This is a genomic window from Rahnella woolbedingensis, assembly GCF_003602095.1.
GTDB lineage: Bacteria > Pseudomonadota > Gammaproteobacteria > Enterobacterales > Enterobacteriaceae > Rahnella > Rahnella woolbedingensis.
The window spans coordinates 22,027-41,077 of record NZ_RAHH01000013.1 but is presented as its reverse complement, the minus strand read 5'-3'; the positions used below and the strand labels follow the sequence as shown (position 1 = coordinate 41,077).

Sequence of the window (19,051 nt, the reverse complement as noted above, 5' to 3'; positions counted from 1 at the left end):
GCACTGTGTTGCCTCCCTTCAAAAATTCACCATAAAAACCGATTAAATCATTGATTTTATAAAAATGTGTGGTGCATTCTTACTGCATGCTTTTGCATTTTAAAATGAGTATTTTTCAATACCTTCCAAGCCTGTACTGGCGCGCTCTGAGAGCGACCATGCACATGCATTAAAAGCGATATGAAAAGCGGGCAGGCGTGGCGGGGATAGCATTGCGCACAAGGGGTAATTAATAATAATTAAGCAAGCTTCCTCACAAAAACTATCTTCACCCTCTACAATCCTTGCAGGGAGATGGCCGGTTTGAGTAGGATGAATTACAGAACCTTAATTTTGAATACTAGGGAGTGGTTATGATTGGTACTGCAGGATTAACTAAACTATCAGAAATGATATGTGGTGATGATCCTTTTTCTTTTTTTCCTTACCGTAGCTCATCATACCTTACAAGATTCTTTATAGATATTGACCTAGAATATGTTCACGATGGCTCCACTCGTAGACATTGGGTTAATGACGTTCTTAAAGAGTTAAACCAGAGAAAACCGACCTCTAATGGTCTACCTTCTAAAGAAATGATAAAAGTAATCGAGTACTTACTCCATCCTGATCATTTCTTATTTAATGAAAACGTTGATAGACCTAAAGCTCTTGAATCTGTAAAGAAATGCTTGAAGAGCTATAATCTATCTATAGCTGAATCACCTTCTGGTTTGATAAGGGTCTGCCAAGTACATGGCGAGTTTATATCTACAGATCATCAAGAGATACCCACCGAAAGGTTGATAACATTTAAACCATCTGTTTTCCAAATACCGCAAAAACCATTAAACTCTCGATTAGTTTCAGTAATGATGCCATTTAACTCATCTTTCTCGGGCACATATACAGCTATAAAAAATGTGACTGATTATATGAAAATAGAATGTTTTCGAGCCGATGATTTATGGGATAACTCAACATTCATACAAGATATTTTTGATTTGATATACTGTTCAAAGGTGGTTATTGTAGATTACACAGGTAGAAATCCGAATGTAATGTATGAAACGGGCATTGCTCATACTTTAGGTAAAATAGTCATTCCTATAACACAGTCCATAAATGATATACCCTCTGACCTAGGACATCATCGAGCATTAATATATTTAGCTAACTCTCAAGGACTTAAAGACTTAAGTGGAGATCTCTACAAAAGGTTAAAACAAGTTTTAATTAGTTAAAAATTAACTCTGGTGGAATACTCAGTATGAAAATAAATGCGTTAGTAAAGATCAATAATAGTGAACCCCCTATGGAAGCAGACCTAGATCCGGACTCAGATTCAGAGCTAGTTATTGGATTAGTTGGAGCAGTAGGCACTGATTTAGAAATAATAAAAACTTCTATAAAGGAAAGGTTAGTTGCCTTTGGTTATAAAACAGAAGAAATAAGAATATCCACTGATATAATTTCTGCGTTAAGGGACATTCCAGATATTCAAGACAACTATGAAAAAATAAATAACCTTATGAGTGAAGGGAATAACCTAAGGCGAATCAGTGAAGATAATTCAATATTAGCCCTTGCTGCAGCAGCAAAAATAAACCAAAAGCGATCTAAAATAGATGATACCCCCGTCCCTTCACCCAAAAAAGCATACATAATTAGTTCGCTTAAGCACCCGGATGAAGTCAATACCTTACGTAAAATTTATACCAATGGATTTTATCTTATTGGTGTTTATGCAGATGAAAAAAGACGTTTGGATTTTTTAAGAAAAAATAAATTCATCAGTGAAGATAACGCGAAGCTACTTATTGAACGAGATTCAGAGGAAGAAGATAAATGGGGTCAGCACACAAGAGACACTTATGAACTATCAGATTTCTTTATAAATCACACAGGAAGCATTGATAGGATTAACAATGACTTATGGAGGGTATTAGACCTAATATTTGGTAATCCATATGTTACGCCAACCTTTGATGAATATTCTATGTTTATGGCATTTTCGGCATCATTAAGATCTGGCGACCTTTCAAGGCAAGTTGGGGCAGTATTAACTAAAAATAAAAACATTATATCTACTGGCGCTAATGATGTCCCCAAATTTGGTGGGGGATTATACTGGCCAGAATACAAAGATGGAGAAATAATAGATGCAGAACTTGGCAGGGATTATAAAGTTGGAGTAGATTCGAATGTAAAAGAAAAAAATATTATAATAGAAGATATCTTGAAAAATGTTGAAGAAGAGAATAGAGATGAACTAAGGAAGCATTTATCCAAAAGCAAAATAAAATACATCACTGAATATGGTAGGGTTGTACATGCAGAAATGGAAGCAATTCTTGCATGTGCACGGAGCAATATTAGTACATATGATGGCATCCTATATTGTACGACATTCCCATGTCATAACTGTGCAAAGCATATTGTCGCGAGTGGCATTAAAAGAGTAGTTTATATTGAACCTTATCCAAAAAGTAAGGCTTTTGATTTTCATCCGGATTCGATATCAACACCAGAACAAGCTCAAGCTAGCGAACATGTTATCTTTGAACCGTTTGTAGGCGTAGGCCCACGATGCTTCTTCAATCTATTTTCAATCAGTCTCGGAATTGGCTATAAAGTTAAACGAAAAGATAATGACGGTAACGTTGTAGAATGGGAGAGGAAATCTGGCAAACTTAGAATGCAGATGCTACCATCTTCCTATATCGAGCGAGAATCTGTGTCAGCAGGAATCGTTGCTAAATTGGTGGAGAAATTACAAAATGACGAATAAAGAAGAATTTCTTGCTTATCTGAAAGAGGCAAGCGAACAGGTTAATAAATGGCCAACTTGGAAAAAATCTGGGTTAAGTGATACCGGCTCTGCGCGCTCCTCATCTCCTTCTGTTGTACAAGGGCGTAGCTCTGCAAAAAGCGGAAAAACACGCTTAGCTTGAACCATGTTAGTAATTTTATAAAACAGAGGAGCGAGGTTTCTTCTGTTTTTTTAGCCTAAATTATTGTACCAAAACATGTACCAATAAAATTCATAATCGAAAAATAACATTTAATATCAATGAATTAGTTTAAATCCCATAGACAGATCCAGAATATTGAGTAAAGTTTCAAAGCGTAATATTAAGCCGCGCTAACATTGGAAAGTCCGCATACTGGCGGGCTTTTTTTTATTCTCAGGAGTTATCATGAAGGCGCCTTAAAACGCGCCAGCCATTCCCATGTTCTGGCCAGCAGTATCTGCAATATGGAGATTGGAATGAACGAACACCACCAGCCTTTTGAAGACCTTCGTCTGAACAGCGAAGATGGAAGTGAGTATTAGTCAGCAAGAGAGCTGGCTCCTTTACTGGATTATAAAGACTGGAGGAGTTTTCAGAAGGTTTTATCCAGAGCCATGCAAGCCTGTGAGACAAGTAACCAGGAGATCGCAGACCATTTCGTTGACGCCACCAAAATGGTGACTCTGGGTTCCGCAGCTTTGCGTGAATTAGATGACGTTCATCTGTCGAGATACGCATGTTATCTGGTTGTCCAAAATGGTGATCCCAGCAAACCCGTGATCGCTGCCGGACAGACTTACTTTGCTCTGCAAACCAGACGAATAGCAGCACAGGTTCAGTTTCTCCGCATAATAAAAAACGCCTCAGGTCATCACAACCGGAGGCGTTTTTTTAGGCTTCAACGCAGAAGAAAATTAGTTTTCCCAGCGTTTCAGCAGTACGCAGGCGTTCACGCCACCGAAACCGAAGCCGTTTGACAGAGCATACGTAATGGCATGTTTCTGCGCGATATTGCCGACAATGTTGAGATCTGCAGCCGCTTCATCTTTGTTTTCCAGATTCAGCGTCGGAGGAACTATCTGATCACGCACGGCCAGAATAGTGAAGATGGTTTCCAGACCGCCAGCCGCGCCCAGCAGATGGCCGGTCGCAGATTTAGTGGACGTCACCGCCAGCTTACCGTCAGTGCCGAACAGGGTTTTAATCGCATTGATTTCACCCAGATCACCCACCGGCGTGGAAGTAGCATGAGCATTCAGGTGCTGAACATCTGAAGGCTGGATACCCGCCTGACGCAGAGCGATTTTCATCGCGCGACCGGCACCGTTACCATCTTCCGCACCAGAAGTCATGTGGTAAGCGTCGCCGCTGGTACCGTAACCGACAATCTCAGCCAGGATTTTGGCACCACGGGCTTTCGCGTGTTCCAGTTCTTCGATGACCAGCATGCCCGCGCCTTCGCCCATGACGAAGCCATCACGCGCGCTGTCGAACGGGCGGGATGCTTTTTCCGGATGATCTTCATGACCGGTGGACATCGCTTTCGCCGCAGCAAAACCACCCAGGCTGACGGTATCGATAGCGGCTTCAGCACCACCACAAAGTGCAACATCCGCCTCGTCATTACGAATCAGACGTACTGCATCACCAATTGCCTGAACACCCGCCGCGCAAGCCGTTACCGGTGCGCCGATTGGGCCCTTAAACTGATGCTTAATGGAAACCTGACCAGACGCCAGATTCACCAAGAACGAAGGAATAGTGAAAGGGGAAAGACGCTTAGCACCACGGCTGTCATTGGTGCGCACAGCATGCGCGATCGCCGGGAAACCACCGATACCAGAACCGATGACGGTTGCAGTACGTTCTTGTTGTTCCTGCGTTTCTGCTTTCCAGCCCGCATCCGCAACAGCCATATCCGCAGCAGCCATTGCGAAAAGAATGAAACGGTCCATTTTTTTCTGGTCTTTCGGCACCACAAACTGGTCCGGATCGAATCCTGATTCAGGGTCCTGTTCTTTGGTTTGTACCTGACCACCAATTTTCACGGTCAGGGTTTCAACAATTTCTTCCGGCAAAACACGGATACCGGACTGACCGGCGAGCAGACGCTTCCAGATCGTTTCGATATCACAGCCCAGAGGACTCACAGCCCCCATGCCGGTTATAACTACTCGACGATGAGTCATAAAACATTCCTTTCTGTCTATTTAGGACTTAAGTTTCTGCGGGTGCTTTTATGAACCGGCCAGAAACGGGTTTCTGAAAATATGGCTGACAGTATGTGACGAATTACGATTTTGCAAACCCGTAACAAAAAATTTCGTTATGGCTATTTTGCCAGACTACGCAAAACCAGACTGGTGATGGCCTGAACACGTTCTTCCAGCTGTTCCGGCGTTTTTTGCTCCAGCAACAACGGGTGCGAGAACGGCGTCATTACGCTGGTAATCGCCATGCAAACCTCATCCAATGGCGTTTTACGCTCAAACTCACCGGATTCGCGCCCGTCGGTGACCACTTTTTCAACAATGCTGTACATCATAGCCCGGTGATTCAGGGTCGATTTCCACTGCTGAGCCGAAGCTGTGGCAGCCAGGTCATGCAATTTTCTGTCCTGGAAGAAGAGATCCAGACTACGGGTCAGCAGCGTTTTAAAAATAGAGCGCAGGCGCAGAGTCGCACTTTGATCAGTTTGTGCAATCAGCATCAAAGCCTCATCTATTTGCCCGACACGTTGCGAGCAAATCGCTTCACCAATGGCCTGTTTCGATTCGAAAAACTTGTAAATATAGGCACCTGAAACACCTATTGATTTAGCCAGATCGGCTACTGACGTCTTGGCGTACCCATACAGACGGAAGTGCTCGAATGCCGCATCAATAATCTGTTCACGCCGTTCATGCTCGGCAGGTCCACGTTGTGTTAACGCAACCGGAATATCGGGCTTCATACACTCCTCCGGGCAGATAAAACAATTAAGCTGAGCGTCAGTGAGTGACGATTTCAATTAATCGTAACCTATAAACAAAAAAAATTCACTTCTGAAAAGAAAGCGGGGGATTACATAAAGAGAAAGAGGAAAGCTAAAGTAACGAGCAATTACGATTTTTCTAATCTAAAATAACCCGGCATTCATACTCACCCTTATGCACAGGCTAGTTTCAGGGGTGACCGCATTAGATTTAGTTATTTCAAAATCAATGCAAAAGAAAAACTCAGTCGAGAAGCAAGGGGAAACTCCTTACTCTACGCGGCTACCGTTTTCTCATTACTGATTCGTCTGGCGCACATCGATGTTACTCACTGTTCTTTATATTATTGGGATCACCGCAGAGGCCATGACCGGTGCTCTTGCTGCCGGACGTCGCAAAATGGACTCCTTTGGCGTCATTATTATTGCATCTGCGACGGCTATTGGCGGCGGCTCTGTCCGCGACATGCTGTTGGGGCACTATCCTTTGGGATGGGTCAAGCATCCGGAATACATTGTCATTGTGGCCGTTGCCGCACTCATGACCACCTGGCTGGCACCGCTGATGCAACACCTGCGCCGTCTCTTTTTAGTACTCGATGCGTTGGGGCTGGTAGTGTTTTCTATTATTGGGACACAAGTGGCACTCGATATGGGACATGGTCCTATAATCGCTTCCGTTTGCGCAGTTATTACCGGCGTTTTCGGTGGTGTCCTGCGGGATATGATGTGTAATCAGATCCCGCTGGTCTTCCAGAAAGAAATTTACGCAGGCGTTTCTTTTGCCTCTGCCTGGGTCTACATCGGGCTGCAATATTTCTCGTTGCCGCACAATCTGGTGGTGATCATCACCCTGCTGGTCGGCTTTATTGCCCGCCTGATAGCGCTGCGGTTCCGTCTTGGATTGCCCGTCTTCAATTATCCGCATTCAGATCATTAGCCCGCTTTTGATACCTCACTGAAAGGCAGGCAGATGCACCTGCCTTAATGCCCCGACGATAGCGATCACTTGCGGGTGATGAATAAATTCAAAAATCTGATCCGCTCGCGTCTTCCCTATCCCTGCGGTCGCTTCCCACTCCGGCGAGGTCAATGCTTTCAGCTGATCCCAGGTATGCTGATTCTCTGCAAATTTCAGTGCAGATGATGGAAAGCCCATTGCTGAGAGCCAGTGGCGAAAATCTTTTTGACGCGCCAAAGAAATCTGGGCCACCAGTTTCTGAGCCTGTTTTGCGCCGATCCCCGGAACCGCCGCCATCTCTTTTTCGGTGATATTTATCCAGCTTATCAGCGAATCAGCTGGAAGAGCATCGAGCAATTTTTGCCAGGTTGCCCCGCCAAATCCGGCCATATCTAAAGCCTCAGGCCCGCTTAGCCAGATCAGACGGGACATGAACTGCTGCGTACAACCAAGCTCAGGGGTGAAACAGGAAAAGGCATTGTAAAGCTGCGGATCTGGCAGTTGCAGGATTTGGCGCTCACTGACGCGCCATACCACTTCGTCAAGACGCGGTATCCCCTGCCCGGCCAGTGTAATGGCCACCTGATCGCCGGGGAGCACATCCCATTCCCTGAAACGACTGACGGATCCCACGCTCACCTTATTCACCCATTTGTCATCCAGCCTGAGGCTTTTCAGATTCAGAATGACGGTGACTTTCCCACTTCGCCCGATAGTCGTCGTGATACCCGCGACTTCTGTAAGCTGTCTTGCCGGAGGATATTTCCAGGCTACAGCCCAGCTTGCCGGCTTATTTTTCCAATATTTACCCGCAGGTTCTTCTTCCTGGCGGATGACTACGCCATCGGTTGCAAAAGGCAAAGGCTGGAGAAACCAGGCATCCCGCCATTTTTCCACATCATCTACAGAACTCACGGGCAGAGTGTATTGAGAAACAGCAGGAAAACCGAACTGACTGAGTTTCTCAAGGTGAGAGGCCATACTGATGGGCCCATCCGGCCACGACCAGATAAAAATACCCAGCTGATTCAATATGTCAGAGGCAGCAGTGCGCATCATTGCTCCCGCGACTTTCGATCGTGCATTCACGCCGCCATCCGCACTTTGCTGATGACCGGTCATCTTCAGATAAAGTTCGCCCTGTAATACCAGTTCAGGACTGATGTCCGCGATAGTGAGCGGGATAGCCGGGATCAATGCCGCTTTTGCCGTCCAGCTTTGCCCTTTTTCACCATCACCGCGGCTTAACAACGCTGCCAGTTGTCCGTATCGATATACCAGTGACACGGCTACGCCATCTATTTTGGGCTGCACCCAAAGGTTTTTACGCCCCTGCATCCAGTTAGCAACAGCCTGCTTGTCTCTCATTTTATTCAGCCCGGTGTGAGAAACCGGATGAACGGAAATGGCATCATCTGCACGGGGGATCACGGGTGCGGGAAGCGCCTGACCGGCACATTGCAGCCAGAAACTTTGTTTCTGACGCAAACTGTCATACACCGAATCCTCTACCGGGCTGATGCCAGACTGATGATAAGCAGTGTCCCATTGCGCGAGTTGTAACGTGAGTTTAAGCGTTTCCATTTCCAGATGTGTTGCTGGCCAGTCTGGACATACGCCATCAGGTAACTCTGCGCAAAGAGAAGAAAAATGGATAAATAACAGGCTGATAATCATTAACTGGCGCATTAGCACCTCCTTGTGGGTGCCAGTAAGCGCCGCGGGGATGTCCTGCGCCAGTCTCATTTTCGATTCCTGCGAGATGCTTTCACAGATATTTTGCGGGTTGCTGTAAAGAAAAGAAATTTTGGAAGACGGCACGTAAATCTACAAAGAAAGGCTATTTTCCCGTGCGAAGTTGCGATGAAATACGTCTGGGCGCTGCACCGAATGCGGCGAGCGTGTATACTGTGCGAGAGATCACTCTTCGCATACTTCCTATCAACCCATTCAGTTGAAACGTCATCATGGTTCAAGGCACGCTATATATTGTCTCCGCCCCAAGTGGAGCAGGTAAATCAAGTCTGATTCAGGCTTTACTTAAAACACAACCGCTCTACGACACACAGGTTTCTATTTCTCATACCACCCGTTCAATGCGACCGGGCGAGAAAGACAGCGAACATTACTTCTTTGTGTCTAAAGAAGAGTTTCGCGAGATGATTGGACGTGATGACTTTTTAGAACACGCAGAAGTTTTCGGTAATTACTACGGCACTTCACGTGAAACCATTGAGCAGGTTTTAGCTTCTGGTGTGGATGTTTTCCTGGATATCGACTGGCAAGGTGCTCAGCAAATCCGGAAAAAAATGCCTCAGGCACGCAGTATCTTTGTATTGCCGCCATCAAAAGATGAGCTTGACCGTCGCCTGCGTGGCCGTGGTCAGGACAGCGAAGAAGTTATCGCAAAACGTATGGCGCAGGCTGTTGCAGAAATGACGCACTTTGCCGAATACGACTATTTAATTGTGAATGATGATTTTGATCTGGCGTTATCGGATTTAAAAACCATTATTCGCGCCGAACGTCTGCGTCTGAGCCGTCAGCGGCTCCGTCATGACGGATTAATCACCAAACTATTGGCAGACTGAAGTCACTTTCAGTATTATGCCCAGTCTTTCGTCACCCTGTGGAGTAGCACATATATGGCACGCGTAACTGTTCAAGACGCTGTTGAGAAAATTGGTAACCGTTTTGACCTGGTGTTGGTGGCTGCTCGTCGCGCACGCCAGCTGCAATCTGGTGGTAAAGATCCACTGGTCGCTGAAGAAAACGATAAATTCACCGTTATTGCCCTGCGCGAAATTGAAGAAGGCCTGATCACTAATCAGATCCTCGACGTTCGTGACCGTCAGGAGCAACAGGAGCAGGAAGCCGCAGAGATTCAGGCAGTGACTGCCATCGCTGAAGGCCGTCGTTAATTAACGAAACGGATCTCACTTGTATATCTTTGAAAGCCTGAATCAACTGATTCAAAAATACCTGCCGGAGGAGCAAATTAAGCGCCTCGTGCAGGCTTACCTCGTTGCGCGGGATGCGCACGAGGGGCAGACGCGCTCCAGCGGTGAGCCTTATATCACTCACCCGGTAGCCGTGGCCTGTATTTTGGCTGAAATGAGGCTCGATCATGAGACTCTGATGGCGGCGTTATTACACGACGTTATCGAAGACACGCCTGCAACTTACCAGGATATGGAACAACTGTTTGGCAAGAGCGTGGCTGAGCTGGTTGAAGGCGTTTCAAAGTTAGACAAGCTGAAGTTCCGCGATAAGAAAGAAGCGCAGGCGGAAAACTTCCGCAAAATGGTCATGGCGATGGTGCAAGACATCCGCGTCATCTTGATCAAACTCGCTGACCGTACACATAACATGCGCACGCTGGGCTCTTTGCGCCCGGATAAACGTCGCCGCATTGCCCGCGAAACGCTGGAAATTTACAGCCCGCTGGCACACCGTTTGGGTATTCACCATCTGAAAACCGAGCTCGAAGAGCTGGGCTTCGAAGCACTCTATCCAAACCGTTATCGCGTCATTAAAGAAGTGGTGAAAGCCGCACGTGGTAACCGTAAAGAGATGATCCAAAAAATCCTCTCTGAGATTGAGGGCCGTTTAACCGAAGCCGGTATTCAGTGTCGCGTGAGTGGTCGTGAGAAACACCTGTATTCTATCTATTGCAAAATGCACCTCAAGGAACAGCGTTTCCATTCCATCATGGATATTTACGCTTTCCGGGTGATCGTTAAAGACCTCGATACCTGCTATCGCGTGTTAGGACAGGCTCACAGCCTGTACAAACCGCGTCCGGGCCGGGTCAAAGATTACATCGCAATCCCAAAAGCCAACGGCTATCAATCTTTGCATACTTCGCTTATCGGCCCGCACGGCGTACCGGTTGAAGTGCAGATCCGTACTGAAGATATGGATCAGATGGCAGAGATGGGGGTTGCGGCTCACTGGGCTTATAAAGAGAACAGTGAAACCAGCACCACAGCGCAGATCCGCGCTCAACGCTGGTTACAGAGTTTGCTTGAGCTGCAACAAAGCGCAGGTAACTCCTTTGAATTTATCGAAAGCGTGAAATCGGATCTGTTCCCGGACGAGATTTATGTCTTTACGCCGGAAGGTCGCATCGTCGAATTGCCTGCGGGCGCGACGCCGGTCGACTTTGCTTACGCCGTGCATACCGATATCGGTCATGCCTGCGTGGGTGCCCGCGTTGACCGCCAGCCTTATCCGCTTTCGCAGCCGCTGACCAGCGGCCAGACTATCGAAATCATTACCGCACCGGGTGCCCGCCCGAATGCCGCCTGGCTGAATTTTGTCGTCAGTTCACGCGCCCGGGCTAAAATCCGCCAGATGCTTAAAAACCTGAAACGTGATGACTCCGTTTCACTGGGTCGCCGTCTGCTGAACCACGCGCTGGGTGCCGGTAAAAAACTGTCAGATATTCCGCCAGAAAACATCAAAAATGAGCTGGATCGAATGAAGCTCGCCGCGATGGATGATCTGCTGGCTGAAATCGGCCTCGGCAATGCCATGAGCGTTGTTGTCGCAAAAAATCTGATGGGTGATCAGTCTTCAATGGCAACATCAGGTACACGCAATCTGCCAATTAAAGGCGCTGATGGCGTGCTGATCACGTTCGCAAAATGCTGCCGTCCGATCCCGGGCGACCCGATTATTGCCCATGTCAGTCCGGGCAAAGGTCTGGTTATCCACCATGAATCCTGCCGTAACATTCGTGGCTATCAGAAAGAACCTGAGAAATTCATGGCCGTAGACTGGGATAACCATCAGGAAACGGATCAGGAATTTATCGCCGAAATCAAAGTTGATATGTTCAATCATCAGGGTGCTTTAGCGAACCTGACCGCCGCCATTAACGCAGCACAGTCGAACATTCAGAGTCTGAGCACCGAAGAAAAAGACGGTCGCGTCTACAGCGCCTTTATCCGCCTGACGACCCGCGATCGCGTTCATCTGGCGAATATCATGCGTAAAATTCGTATCATGCCGGATGTCATCAAAGTTACCCGTAACCGAAACTGATTGTTATGACTCCAGAACGTTATGCGCGCATCCGCGAAATGCTTGCGGCCCGACAGCCAGACCTGACGGTCTGCATGGAACAGGTGCATAAACCGCATAACGTTTCTGCTGTCATTCGCACGGCAGACGCCGTCGGCGTTCACGAAATCCACGCGGTCTGGCCGACGACCCGAATGAAGACGCTGGTCTCTTCGGCAGCGGGCAGCAACAGCTGGGTTCAGGTTAAAACGCACAAAACCATTCAGGATGCCGTCGCTAAAATGAAGGCAAAGGGTATGCAAATACTCGCCACGAATCTTTCTGAAAAAGCCGTCGATTTCCGCGCGATTGATTACACCCGCCCGACCTGCATTTTGCTGGGTCAGGAAAAAACCGGTATCACACCTGAAGCATTAGCACTGGCAGACAGCGATATCATCATTCCGATGATCGGTATGGTGCAATCTCTGAACGTGTCTGTCGCCTCGGCGCTTATCCTGTACGAAGCCCAGCGCCAGCGCGAAAATGCCGGTCTGTATCGCCGCGAAACCAGTCTGCTGAGCGAGAAAGAGCAGCAGCGCTTGTTGTTTGAAGGTGGTTATCCGGTTCTGTCAAATGTGGCGAAGCGAAAGAAACTTCCGCGCCCTTTCATTGATGAACACGGGCAAATCGTTGCCGATGAGGAATGGTGGTCTGCGATGCAAATGACGGTTAAAAAAAGATGAAAGGCCGCCTGCTCGACGCCATCCCGCTGACGTCGCTTTCCGGCGTCGGAGCCAGTCAGGCAGACAAACTCGCTAAGCTTGGCCTTGAAACTATTCAGGATTTACTGCTTCATCTCCCTTTACGTTACGAAGACCGCACCCGCCTTTACACCATCAATGATTTACAGCCCGGTATTTTGGCGACGATAGAAGGCGAAGTGCTGCGCAGTGATATCAGTTTTGGCCGCCGCAGAATGCTGACCTGTCAGATAAGTGACGGCACCGGCATGGTGACGTTGCGCTTCTTCAATTTTAACGCGGCGATGAAGAACAGTCTCGCCGCAGGCCGTCGGGTCACGGCTTATGGCGAAATTAAACGCGGTACCATCGGCGCCGAAATCATTCATCCGGAATACCGTATTCAGGGTGAAAACAGCGAAGTCGTTTTACAGGAGTCACTGACGCCGGTCTATCCGACAACGGAAGGTATTCGCCAGGCAACACTGCGTAAGCTGACCGATCAGGCGCTGGAATTGCTCGATACCGTCCCTATCGCTGAATTATTGCCCGAAGAACTGAGCCGTTCGCTGATACCACTTCCTCAGGCGCTGCATTTACTGCATCGTCCGCCGCCAGATATCCAGCTCGCCGATCTTGAGAAAGGCCATCATCCGGCTCAACGCCGCCTGATTATGGAAGAACTGCTGGCGCACAATCTCAGTATGCTGGCCGTTCGCGCTGGCACACAAAGCTATAAAGCGCTGCCGCTGCATCATGACGACCGGCTGAAAAATCAGTTCCTCGCATCCCTCCCTTTTAGCCCGACCAGTGCCCAGCAGCGCGTGGTGGCTGAAATCGAGCAGGACTTAGCGAAAAGCTACCCGATGATGCGATTGGTTCAGGGGGATGTGGGTTCTGGCAAAACGCTGGTGGCGGCTCTCGCCGCACTTTGCGCTATTGCTCAGGGGCAACAGGTCGGGTTAATGGCACCGACAGAATTACTGGCCGAACAACATGCCAATAATTTTCGTCAGTGGTTTGAACCGCTGGGGATCCAGGTTGGCTGGCTGGCCGGTAAACAAAAGGGTAAAGCCCGACAGGCGCAGCAGGAAGCGATCGCCAGTGGTCAGGTTTCGATGGTGGTGGGCACACACGCTATTTTCCAGGAGCAGGTGCTGTTCTCGTCATTGTCTCTGGTCATCATTGATGAACAACACCGGTTCGGCGTACATCAGCGTCTGGCGCTGTGGGAAAAGGGGCTGCAACAGGGCTTCCATCCTCATCAACTGATCATGACGGCGACACCAATCCCGCGAACGCTGGCTATGACTGCCTATGCCGACCTTGATACCTCAGTGATCGACGAACTGCCACCGGGCCGTACGCCGGTGACCACTGTCGCCATTCCTGATACACGCCGAAGTGACATTATCAGCCGCGTCAAAAGTGCCTGCGAGCAGGAAAATCGTCAGGCCTATTGGGTTTGTACGCTGATTGAAGAATCGGAAATGCTCGAAGCTCAGGCGGCAGAAGCGACCTGGGAAGGGCTGAAAGAAGCGCTTCCGGCACTGAATATCGGGCTGGTGCATGGCCGTATGAAAGCGCAGGAAAAGCAGGCCGTCATGCAGGCGTTTAAACAAGGCGAAGTGCAGCTTCTGGTGGCAACGACCGTTATTGAAGTCGGCGTTGACGTGCCGAATGCCAGCCTGATGATCATCGAAAACCCGGAACGTTTAGGGCTGGCGCAGCTGCATCAGCTGCGCGGACGCGTCGGGCGTGGCGCAGTGGCCTCGCACTGTGTTCTGCTCTATAAAACTCCGCTGAGCAAAACCGCACAGAAGCGATTGCAGGTTCTGCGTGACAGCAATGATGGCTTTGTCATCGCCCAGCAGGATTTAGAGATCCGTGGACCAGGCGAGCTGCTCGGTACGCGCCAGACCGGCAGTGCCGAGTTCAAAGTCGCGGACTTGCTGCGCGATCAGGCGATGATCCCCGACGTCCAGCGCATTGCGCGTTATCTCCAGCAGCAGTTCCCGGAACATGCCAAGGCATTGATTGAGCGCTGGCTGCCGGAAAGTGTCAGATACACCAACGCCTGATCCACTCCCCATAATCTCATGCTGCCAAAACATTATTAAAACTGATGCTTTGGCATCCCTGCATTCATGCAAATTTTAATCTGACCGCAGCTGAACCGCTTTCTTCATTGGTTATTTGATGACCTTCACAGACTGAGGCAAAGTCGGTAACCGGTTTCATACCCCACCACTACACTGATGATAATTAAGGCAACCGTGTTTGAACTCTTCAACATAAGGCCAGAATATTATGAGCATCAGCCAGTCACTCTTTAACTTTATAGAACAAAAGATCAGCCCTTTTGCTGCCCGGCTTTCCTCACAGCGACACGTCATGGCAGTGCGTGACGGGTTTATTTCAGCAATGCCGTTTATGATTGTCGGCTCATTCTTACTGGTTTTTGTCCATCCGCCCTTCTCGCCTGAATCCTCATGGGGTTTTGCCAGAAGCTGGCTGGCGCTTTCGGCAAAATATGAAGTGCAGATCCTGACACCGTTCAATATGACGATGGGGATCATGTCGATCTACATTTCGGCATCGATTGCCTACAATCTGGCGAGAAGTTACAAACTTGACCCGTTCATGACGGCGATGCTGGCGCTGATGTCGTTTCTGCTGGTCGCAGCGCCTCAGGTGGACGAGAAAATGTCGACCGTTGCGCTGGGTGGAGTGGGAATATTTACCGCCATACTGGTGGCTATATATGTGACAGAGCTGACGCGGTTGCTGAAAAAATACAATATCGGCATACGTTTACCCGAACAGGTCCCTTCAAACATTAAGCATTCGTTTGATTTGCTGATCCCGATTATTGCGGTGGTTTTGACCCTTTTCCCGCTGAGTTTGCTGGTGCAGTCCGGATTCGACATGTTGTTGCCGCAGGCCATTATGGCGCTGTTCGAGCCTCTGATTTCCGCCGCTGACTCACTGCCTGCGGTGCTGCTTGCCGTACTGATTTGTCATCTGTTGTGGTTTGCCGGTATTCACGGTTCAGCCATCGTTTCTGGCATGTTGCAGGCTTTCTGGTTAACCAACCTCGGCCTGAATCAAACCGATCTCGCCGCAGGTTTACCGATGACGCACATCATGACCGAAGCGTTCTGGAACTTCCTGATTGTCATCGGCGGCTCCGGCGCGACCATCGGGCTGGTGTTACTGTTCTGTCGCAGTAAGTCGGCGCACCTGCGCACGATGGGTAAACTGAGTCTGGTTCCCAGCTGCTTTAACATCAATGAGCCGGTTATCTTTGGCACACCGATTGTCATGAATCCGGTATTTTTCATCCCCTTCCTGCTGGCACCGATGGTGAATGCTGTTATTGCCTACACCACGGTTAAAACTAATCTTCTGCCGCATATGATTTCACTGGTGCCGTGGACATCTCCGGCGCCCATTGGCGCAGCCTGGGCGATGGGCTGGGATTTCAAAGTGTCGATTCTGGTCGTCATGCTGATGGCGCTTTCGATGGTGATTTACTATCCGTTCTTCAAGGTTTATGAGAAACAGTTAATGGCGCAGGAAAAAGCGGCTGAAGCGCAAGATCAGGTATTTACTGAAAAGGCAGATGTCGCGCAATAAGGGATAAAAAAGCGGGAAGAAGTCAGGCACAGAAACATAGCTTCTGTGCCTGTTTTTTAGCTGATAGCCGGGAAAAGTGGCAACATGAGATAGAGTTTAATCACGATCGCATTGGCGATATCAATGAAGAACGCGCCCACCATAGGCACGACCAGAAATGCGAGATGAGAAGGGCCAAATTGGTTGGTGATTGCCTGCATATTCGCAATGGCCGTTGGCGTAGCGCCAAGCCCGAAACCGCAATGCCCGGCAGCCAGTACCGCTGCATCGTAGTTTTTCCCCATGACGCGATAAGTCACGAATATCGCGTAAAGCGCCATCGCAATGGTTTGCACGATCAAAATAGCCATCATCGGCAAAGCCAGTGACGCCATTTCCCAAAGCTTCAGACTCATCAGGGCCATCGCCAGAAACAGCGACAGGCTCACGTTACCGAGCACCGAAACTGCACGGTCGAATACCCGGTAAAAACCCAGCCATGCCAGCAGGTTGCTGAGGATCACACCGACAAACAGCACACAAACAAAGGTTGGTATTTCGAATGCAGAACCCTGCAACAAATGGGCTGCGTGAGTTCCTGCCAGCAGACAAATCGCGATCAACGCGATAGTTTCCACCATCACCAGTGGCGTGATCATCCGCCCGATGGTCGGTTTTTCGAATGCGCTCGGATCAATCGTATCTTCAGGTGTTCCGTTGGGAGTGGAGGAATGGCTTACTAAATAGCGCGCCACCGGCCCGCCAATAATTCCGCCCAGTACCAGCCCGAAGGTTGCGCAGGCCATCGCGACTTCTGTCGCGTTTTCAAAGCCATAACGCTCGATAAACAGCTTGCTCCATGCCGCACCCGTTCCGTGACCGCCGGAAAGTGTAATCGAACCGGCCAGCAGACCCATCAGCGGATCCAGCCCCAGCATTTTCGCCATACCGATACCGATGGCGTTTTGCATGAGCAACAGGCCGATGACGACAAAGACCAGAAGGAACAGAGATTTGCCACCGGCGCGCAGGCTGGCAAGATTAGCGTTCAGACCGATTGTCGCAAAGAACGTCAGCATCAGAGGTTCTTTCAGGGACATATCAAATCCGATTTCCCAACCGAACACCTGATTGGCGATCAGTAACAGCAAAGCGACCAGCAATCCGCCAGCTACTGGCTCAGGAATAGTATATTTCTTTAGAAATTTGACCGACTGGACGCATTTTCGCCCTAAAAGGAGTACCAACGTGGCAGCAACCAGGGTGCCGTAGGTGTCGAGTTGAATCATTGAAAAACTCCTTTTTAAAAAATATCCAATAGTATTATTTAGTTACAAACATCTTATTTAATTATCATTTCCCCAGAGGCTGAATTAGAAGTCATTAAAGCTTCTATAAGCAAGAAAAACAGGTGGTAAATCTCCAACTAACCTAAATATCCCCTCTAAAATTGCTGATAGCAAACGATTGCTTTTATCGCCAATTTCAATAAAAATGCCCGCTTTGCCGCTTATTGGAATGCCACAACATGAGTTCGCAAACAGCAGAACAAGAAACACAACAACCAGACCTCTCCCGCCAGCAAAAGAGTGAACTGATTTACCGGCTCGAAGATCGTCCGCCACTTCCTCAGACGTTATTTGCCGCCTGTCAGCATTTGCTGGCGATGTTTGTTGCGGTTATCACACCGGCATTACTGATTTGCCAGGCACTGGGTTTACCCGCGCAAGACACGCAACACATCATCAGCATGTCGCTGTTTGCCTCCGGTCTGGCTTCAATTTTGCAGATTAAAACCTGGGGGCCGGTCGGTTCAGGCTTACTCTCTATTCAGGGCACCAGTTTTAACTTTGTCGCGCCGCTTATCATGGGCGGAATGGCGCTGAAAAATGGCGGCGCCGATGTCCCGACCATGATGGCGGCCCTGTTCGGCACGCTGATGCTGGCTTCCTGCACCGAAATCATTCTTTCCCGTTTCCTGCACCTCGCGCGCCGCATTATTACGCCGCTCGTTTCCGGTATTGTGGTAATGATTATCGGGCTGTCACTGATTCAGGTCGGACTGACCTCTATTGGCGGCGGTTACTCCGCGATGAGTGATCACACGTTCGGCGCGCCGAAAAATCTGCTGCTGGCCGCCGTCGTGCTGGTAGTGATTGTTCTGCTGAACCGCCAGCGCAACCCTTACCTGCGCGTGGCATCTCTGGTTATCGCGATGGCCGTAGGTTATCTGGCGGCCTGGATGACGGGGATGTTGCCAAACGTCGCACCATCCACACAGACAAACTGGATAACCTTGCCGACACCGCTTTATTACGGACTGGGCTTTGACTGGAACCTGCTGATCCCTCTGATGCTGATTTTCATGGTCACATCACTGGAAACTATCGGTGATATTACCGCGACCTCAGACGTATCGGAGCAGCCGGTCAGTGGCCCGCTTTATATGAAGCGCATCAAAGGCGGCGTTCTGGCAAATGGCCTGAACTCGATGCTTTCTGCGGTATTTAACACCTTCCCGAATTCATGCTTCGGGCAGAACAACGGCGTCATTCAACTGACCGGCGTTGCCAGCCGTTACGTTGGTTTTGTCGTCGCGCTGATGTTGATCATCCTCGGTCTGTTCCCTGCCGTAGCGGGCTTTGTGCAGCATATTCCTGAACCGGTACTGGGCGGCGCGACCATTGTGATGTTCGGTACGATTGCGGCTTCCGGCGTACGTATTGTTTCCCGAGAGCGCCTGAACCGCCGCGCGATTATGATCATGGCGCTTTCCCTCGCCGTCGGCATGGGTGTTTCTCAACAGCCGCTGATCCTGCAATTCGCGCCAGACTGGCTGAAAACCCTCCTGTCTTCAGGCATCGCCGCCGGGGGTATCACTGCGATTGTTCTGAATCTGGTTTTCCCTCACGAAAAGTAATCACCGGATGTAATCCGCGTGCAACAGCGGCAGTGGGTCTGGAACCCCTGCCGC

General features: G+C 49.1%; 15 protein-coding genes and 1 pseudogene. 12 read left to right on the top strand and 4 right to left on the bottom strand.

Going from position 1 to position 19,051, the window contains the following annotated elements; translation table 11 throughout:
- Positions 1-353 precede the first annotated feature (353 nt).
- The 4 genes and pseudogenes from D6C13_RS12540 to D6C13_RS12530 form a co-directional block, all read left to right on the top strand.
- Positions 354-1,223, top strand: a complete 870-nt coding sequence (locus D6C13_RS12540) for a hypothetical protein (RefSeq protein ID WP_120133077.1) — start codon at positions 354-356, stop codon at positions 1,221-1,223.
- Positions 1,224-1,249: 26 nt separating this feature from the next.
- Positions 1,250-2,770, top strand: coding sequence for an anti-phage dCTP deaminase (locus D6C13_RS12535; protein ID WP_120133076.1), 1,521 nt, complete (start codon positions 1,250-1,252; stop codon positions 2,768-2,770).
- Positions 2,760-2,933: a hypothetical protein gene (locus tag D6C13_RS25640; RefSeq protein WP_167458024.1), complete on the top strand. Its 174-nt coding sequence runs from the start codon at positions 2,760-2,762 to the stop codon at positions 2,931-2,933. The genes D6C13_RS12535 and D6C13_RS25640 overlap by 11 nt, the downstream gene beginning before the upstream one ends.
- 317 nt (positions 2,934-3,250) lie before the next feature.
- A pseudogene (locus D6C13_RS12530) lies at positions 3,251-3,596 on the top strand (BRO family protein); the annotation flags it as partial.
- Positions 3,597-3,688: 92 nt separating this feature from the next.
- Here the strand turns inward: D6C13_RS12530 and fabF are convergent.
- The gene (gene fabF / locus D6C13_RS12525) at positions 3,689-4,963 is read right to left on the bottom strand and encodes a beta-ketoacyl-ACP synthase II (protein WP_120133075.1); all 1,275 of its coding nucleotides are present in this window, start codon (positions 4,961-4,963) and stop codon (positions 3,689-3,691) included.
- A 143-nt stretch (positions 4,964-5,106) separates the two neighbouring features.
- Positions 5,107-5,727: a TetR/AcrR family transcriptional regulator gene (locus tag D6C13_RS12520; RefSeq protein WP_120133074.1), complete on the bottom strand. Its 621-nt coding sequence runs from the start codon at positions 5,725-5,727 to the stop codon at positions 5,107-5,109.
- Between the two features lie 343 nt (positions 5,728-6,070).
- Here D6C13_RS12520 and D6C13_RS12515 point away from each other — a divergent pair, with 343 nt between their 5' ends.
- Positions 6,071-6,688 (top strand): trimeric intracellular cation channel family protein, encoded by a 618-nt coding sequence (locus tag D6C13_RS12515; protein WP_112289302.1) that lies wholly within the window; start codon positions 6,071-6,073, stop codon positions 6,686-6,688.
- A 15-nt stretch (positions 6,689-6,703) separates the two neighbouring features.
- Here the strand turns inward: D6C13_RS12515 and ligB are convergent, their stop codons facing one another.
- Complete coding sequence (gene ligB, locus D6C13_RS12510; protein WP_120133073.1) at positions 6,704-8,398, bottom strand: NAD-dependent DNA ligase LigB; 1,695 nt, start codon at positions 8,396-8,398, stop codon at positions 6,704-6,706.
- Positions 8,399-8,676: 278 nt separating this feature from the next.
- Here ligB and gmk point away from each other — a divergent pair, with 278 nt between their 5' ends.
- The 6 genes from gmk (at position 8,677) to D6C13_RS12480 (ending at position 16,098) form a co-directional block, all read left to right on the top strand.
- Positions 8,677-9,300: a guanylate kinase gene (gmk, locus tag D6C13_RS12505; protein ID WP_120133072.1), complete on the top strand. Its 624-nt coding sequence runs from the start codon at positions 8,677-8,679 to the stop codon at positions 9,298-9,300.
- Positions 9,301-9,354: 54 nt separating this feature from the next.
- The gene (gene rpoZ / locus D6C13_RS12500) at positions 9,355-9,630 is read left to right on the top strand and encodes a DNA-directed RNA polymerase subunit omega (protein WP_015699238.1); all 276 of its coding nucleotides are present in this window, start codon (positions 9,355-9,357) and stop codon (positions 9,628-9,630) included.
- A 19-nt stretch (positions 9,631-9,649) separates the two neighbouring features.
- Complete coding sequence (spoT, locus tag D6C13_RS12495) at positions 9,650-11,758, top strand: bifunctional GTP diphosphokinase/guanosine-3',5'-bis pyrophosphate 3'-pyrophosphohydrolase (protein ID WP_120133071.1); 2,109 nt, start codon at positions 9,650-9,652, stop codon at positions 11,756-11,758.
- Positions 11,759-11,763: 5 nt separating this feature from the next.
- Positions 11,764-12,462, top strand: coding sequence for a tRNA (guanosine(18)-2'-O)-methyltransferase TrmH (gene trmH, locus D6C13_RS12490; RefSeq protein WP_120133070.1), 699 nt, complete (start codon positions 11,764-11,766; stop codon positions 12,460-12,462).
- Positions 12,459-14,540, top strand: coding sequence for an ATP-dependent DNA helicase RecG (recG, locus tag D6C13_RS12485; RefSeq protein WP_120133069.1), 2,082 nt, complete (start codon positions 12,459-12,461; stop codon positions 14,538-14,540). The genes trmH and recG overlap by 4 nt, the downstream gene beginning before the upstream one ends.
- Before the next feature lie 229 nt (positions 14,541-14,769).
- Positions 14,770-16,098, top strand: a complete 1,329-nt coding sequence (locus tag D6C13_RS12480) for a PTS sugar transporter subunit IIC (RefSeq protein ID WP_120133068.1) — start codon at positions 14,770-14,772, stop codon at positions 16,096-16,098.
- Between the two features lie 56 nt (positions 16,099-16,154).
- Here the strand turns inward: D6C13_RS12480 and gltS are convergent, their stop codons facing one another.
- Positions 16,155-17,366 (bottom strand): sodium/glutamate symporter, encoded by a 1,212-nt coding sequence (gene gltS / locus D6C13_RS12475; RefSeq protein ID WP_120133067.1) that lies wholly within the window; start codon positions 17,364-17,366, stop codon positions 16,155-16,157.
- A gap of 239 nt (positions 17,367-17,605) precedes the next feature.
- Between gltS and D6C13_RS12470 the strand changes: the two genes are divergently transcribed.
- A complete protein-coding gene (locus D6C13_RS12470; RefSeq protein WP_120133066.1) occupies positions 17,606-18,997 on the top strand; it encodes a nucleobase:cation symporter-2 family protein in 1,392 nt (463 codons plus the stop codon).
- The last annotated feature ends 54 nt before the right edge of the window (positions 18,998-19,051 follow it).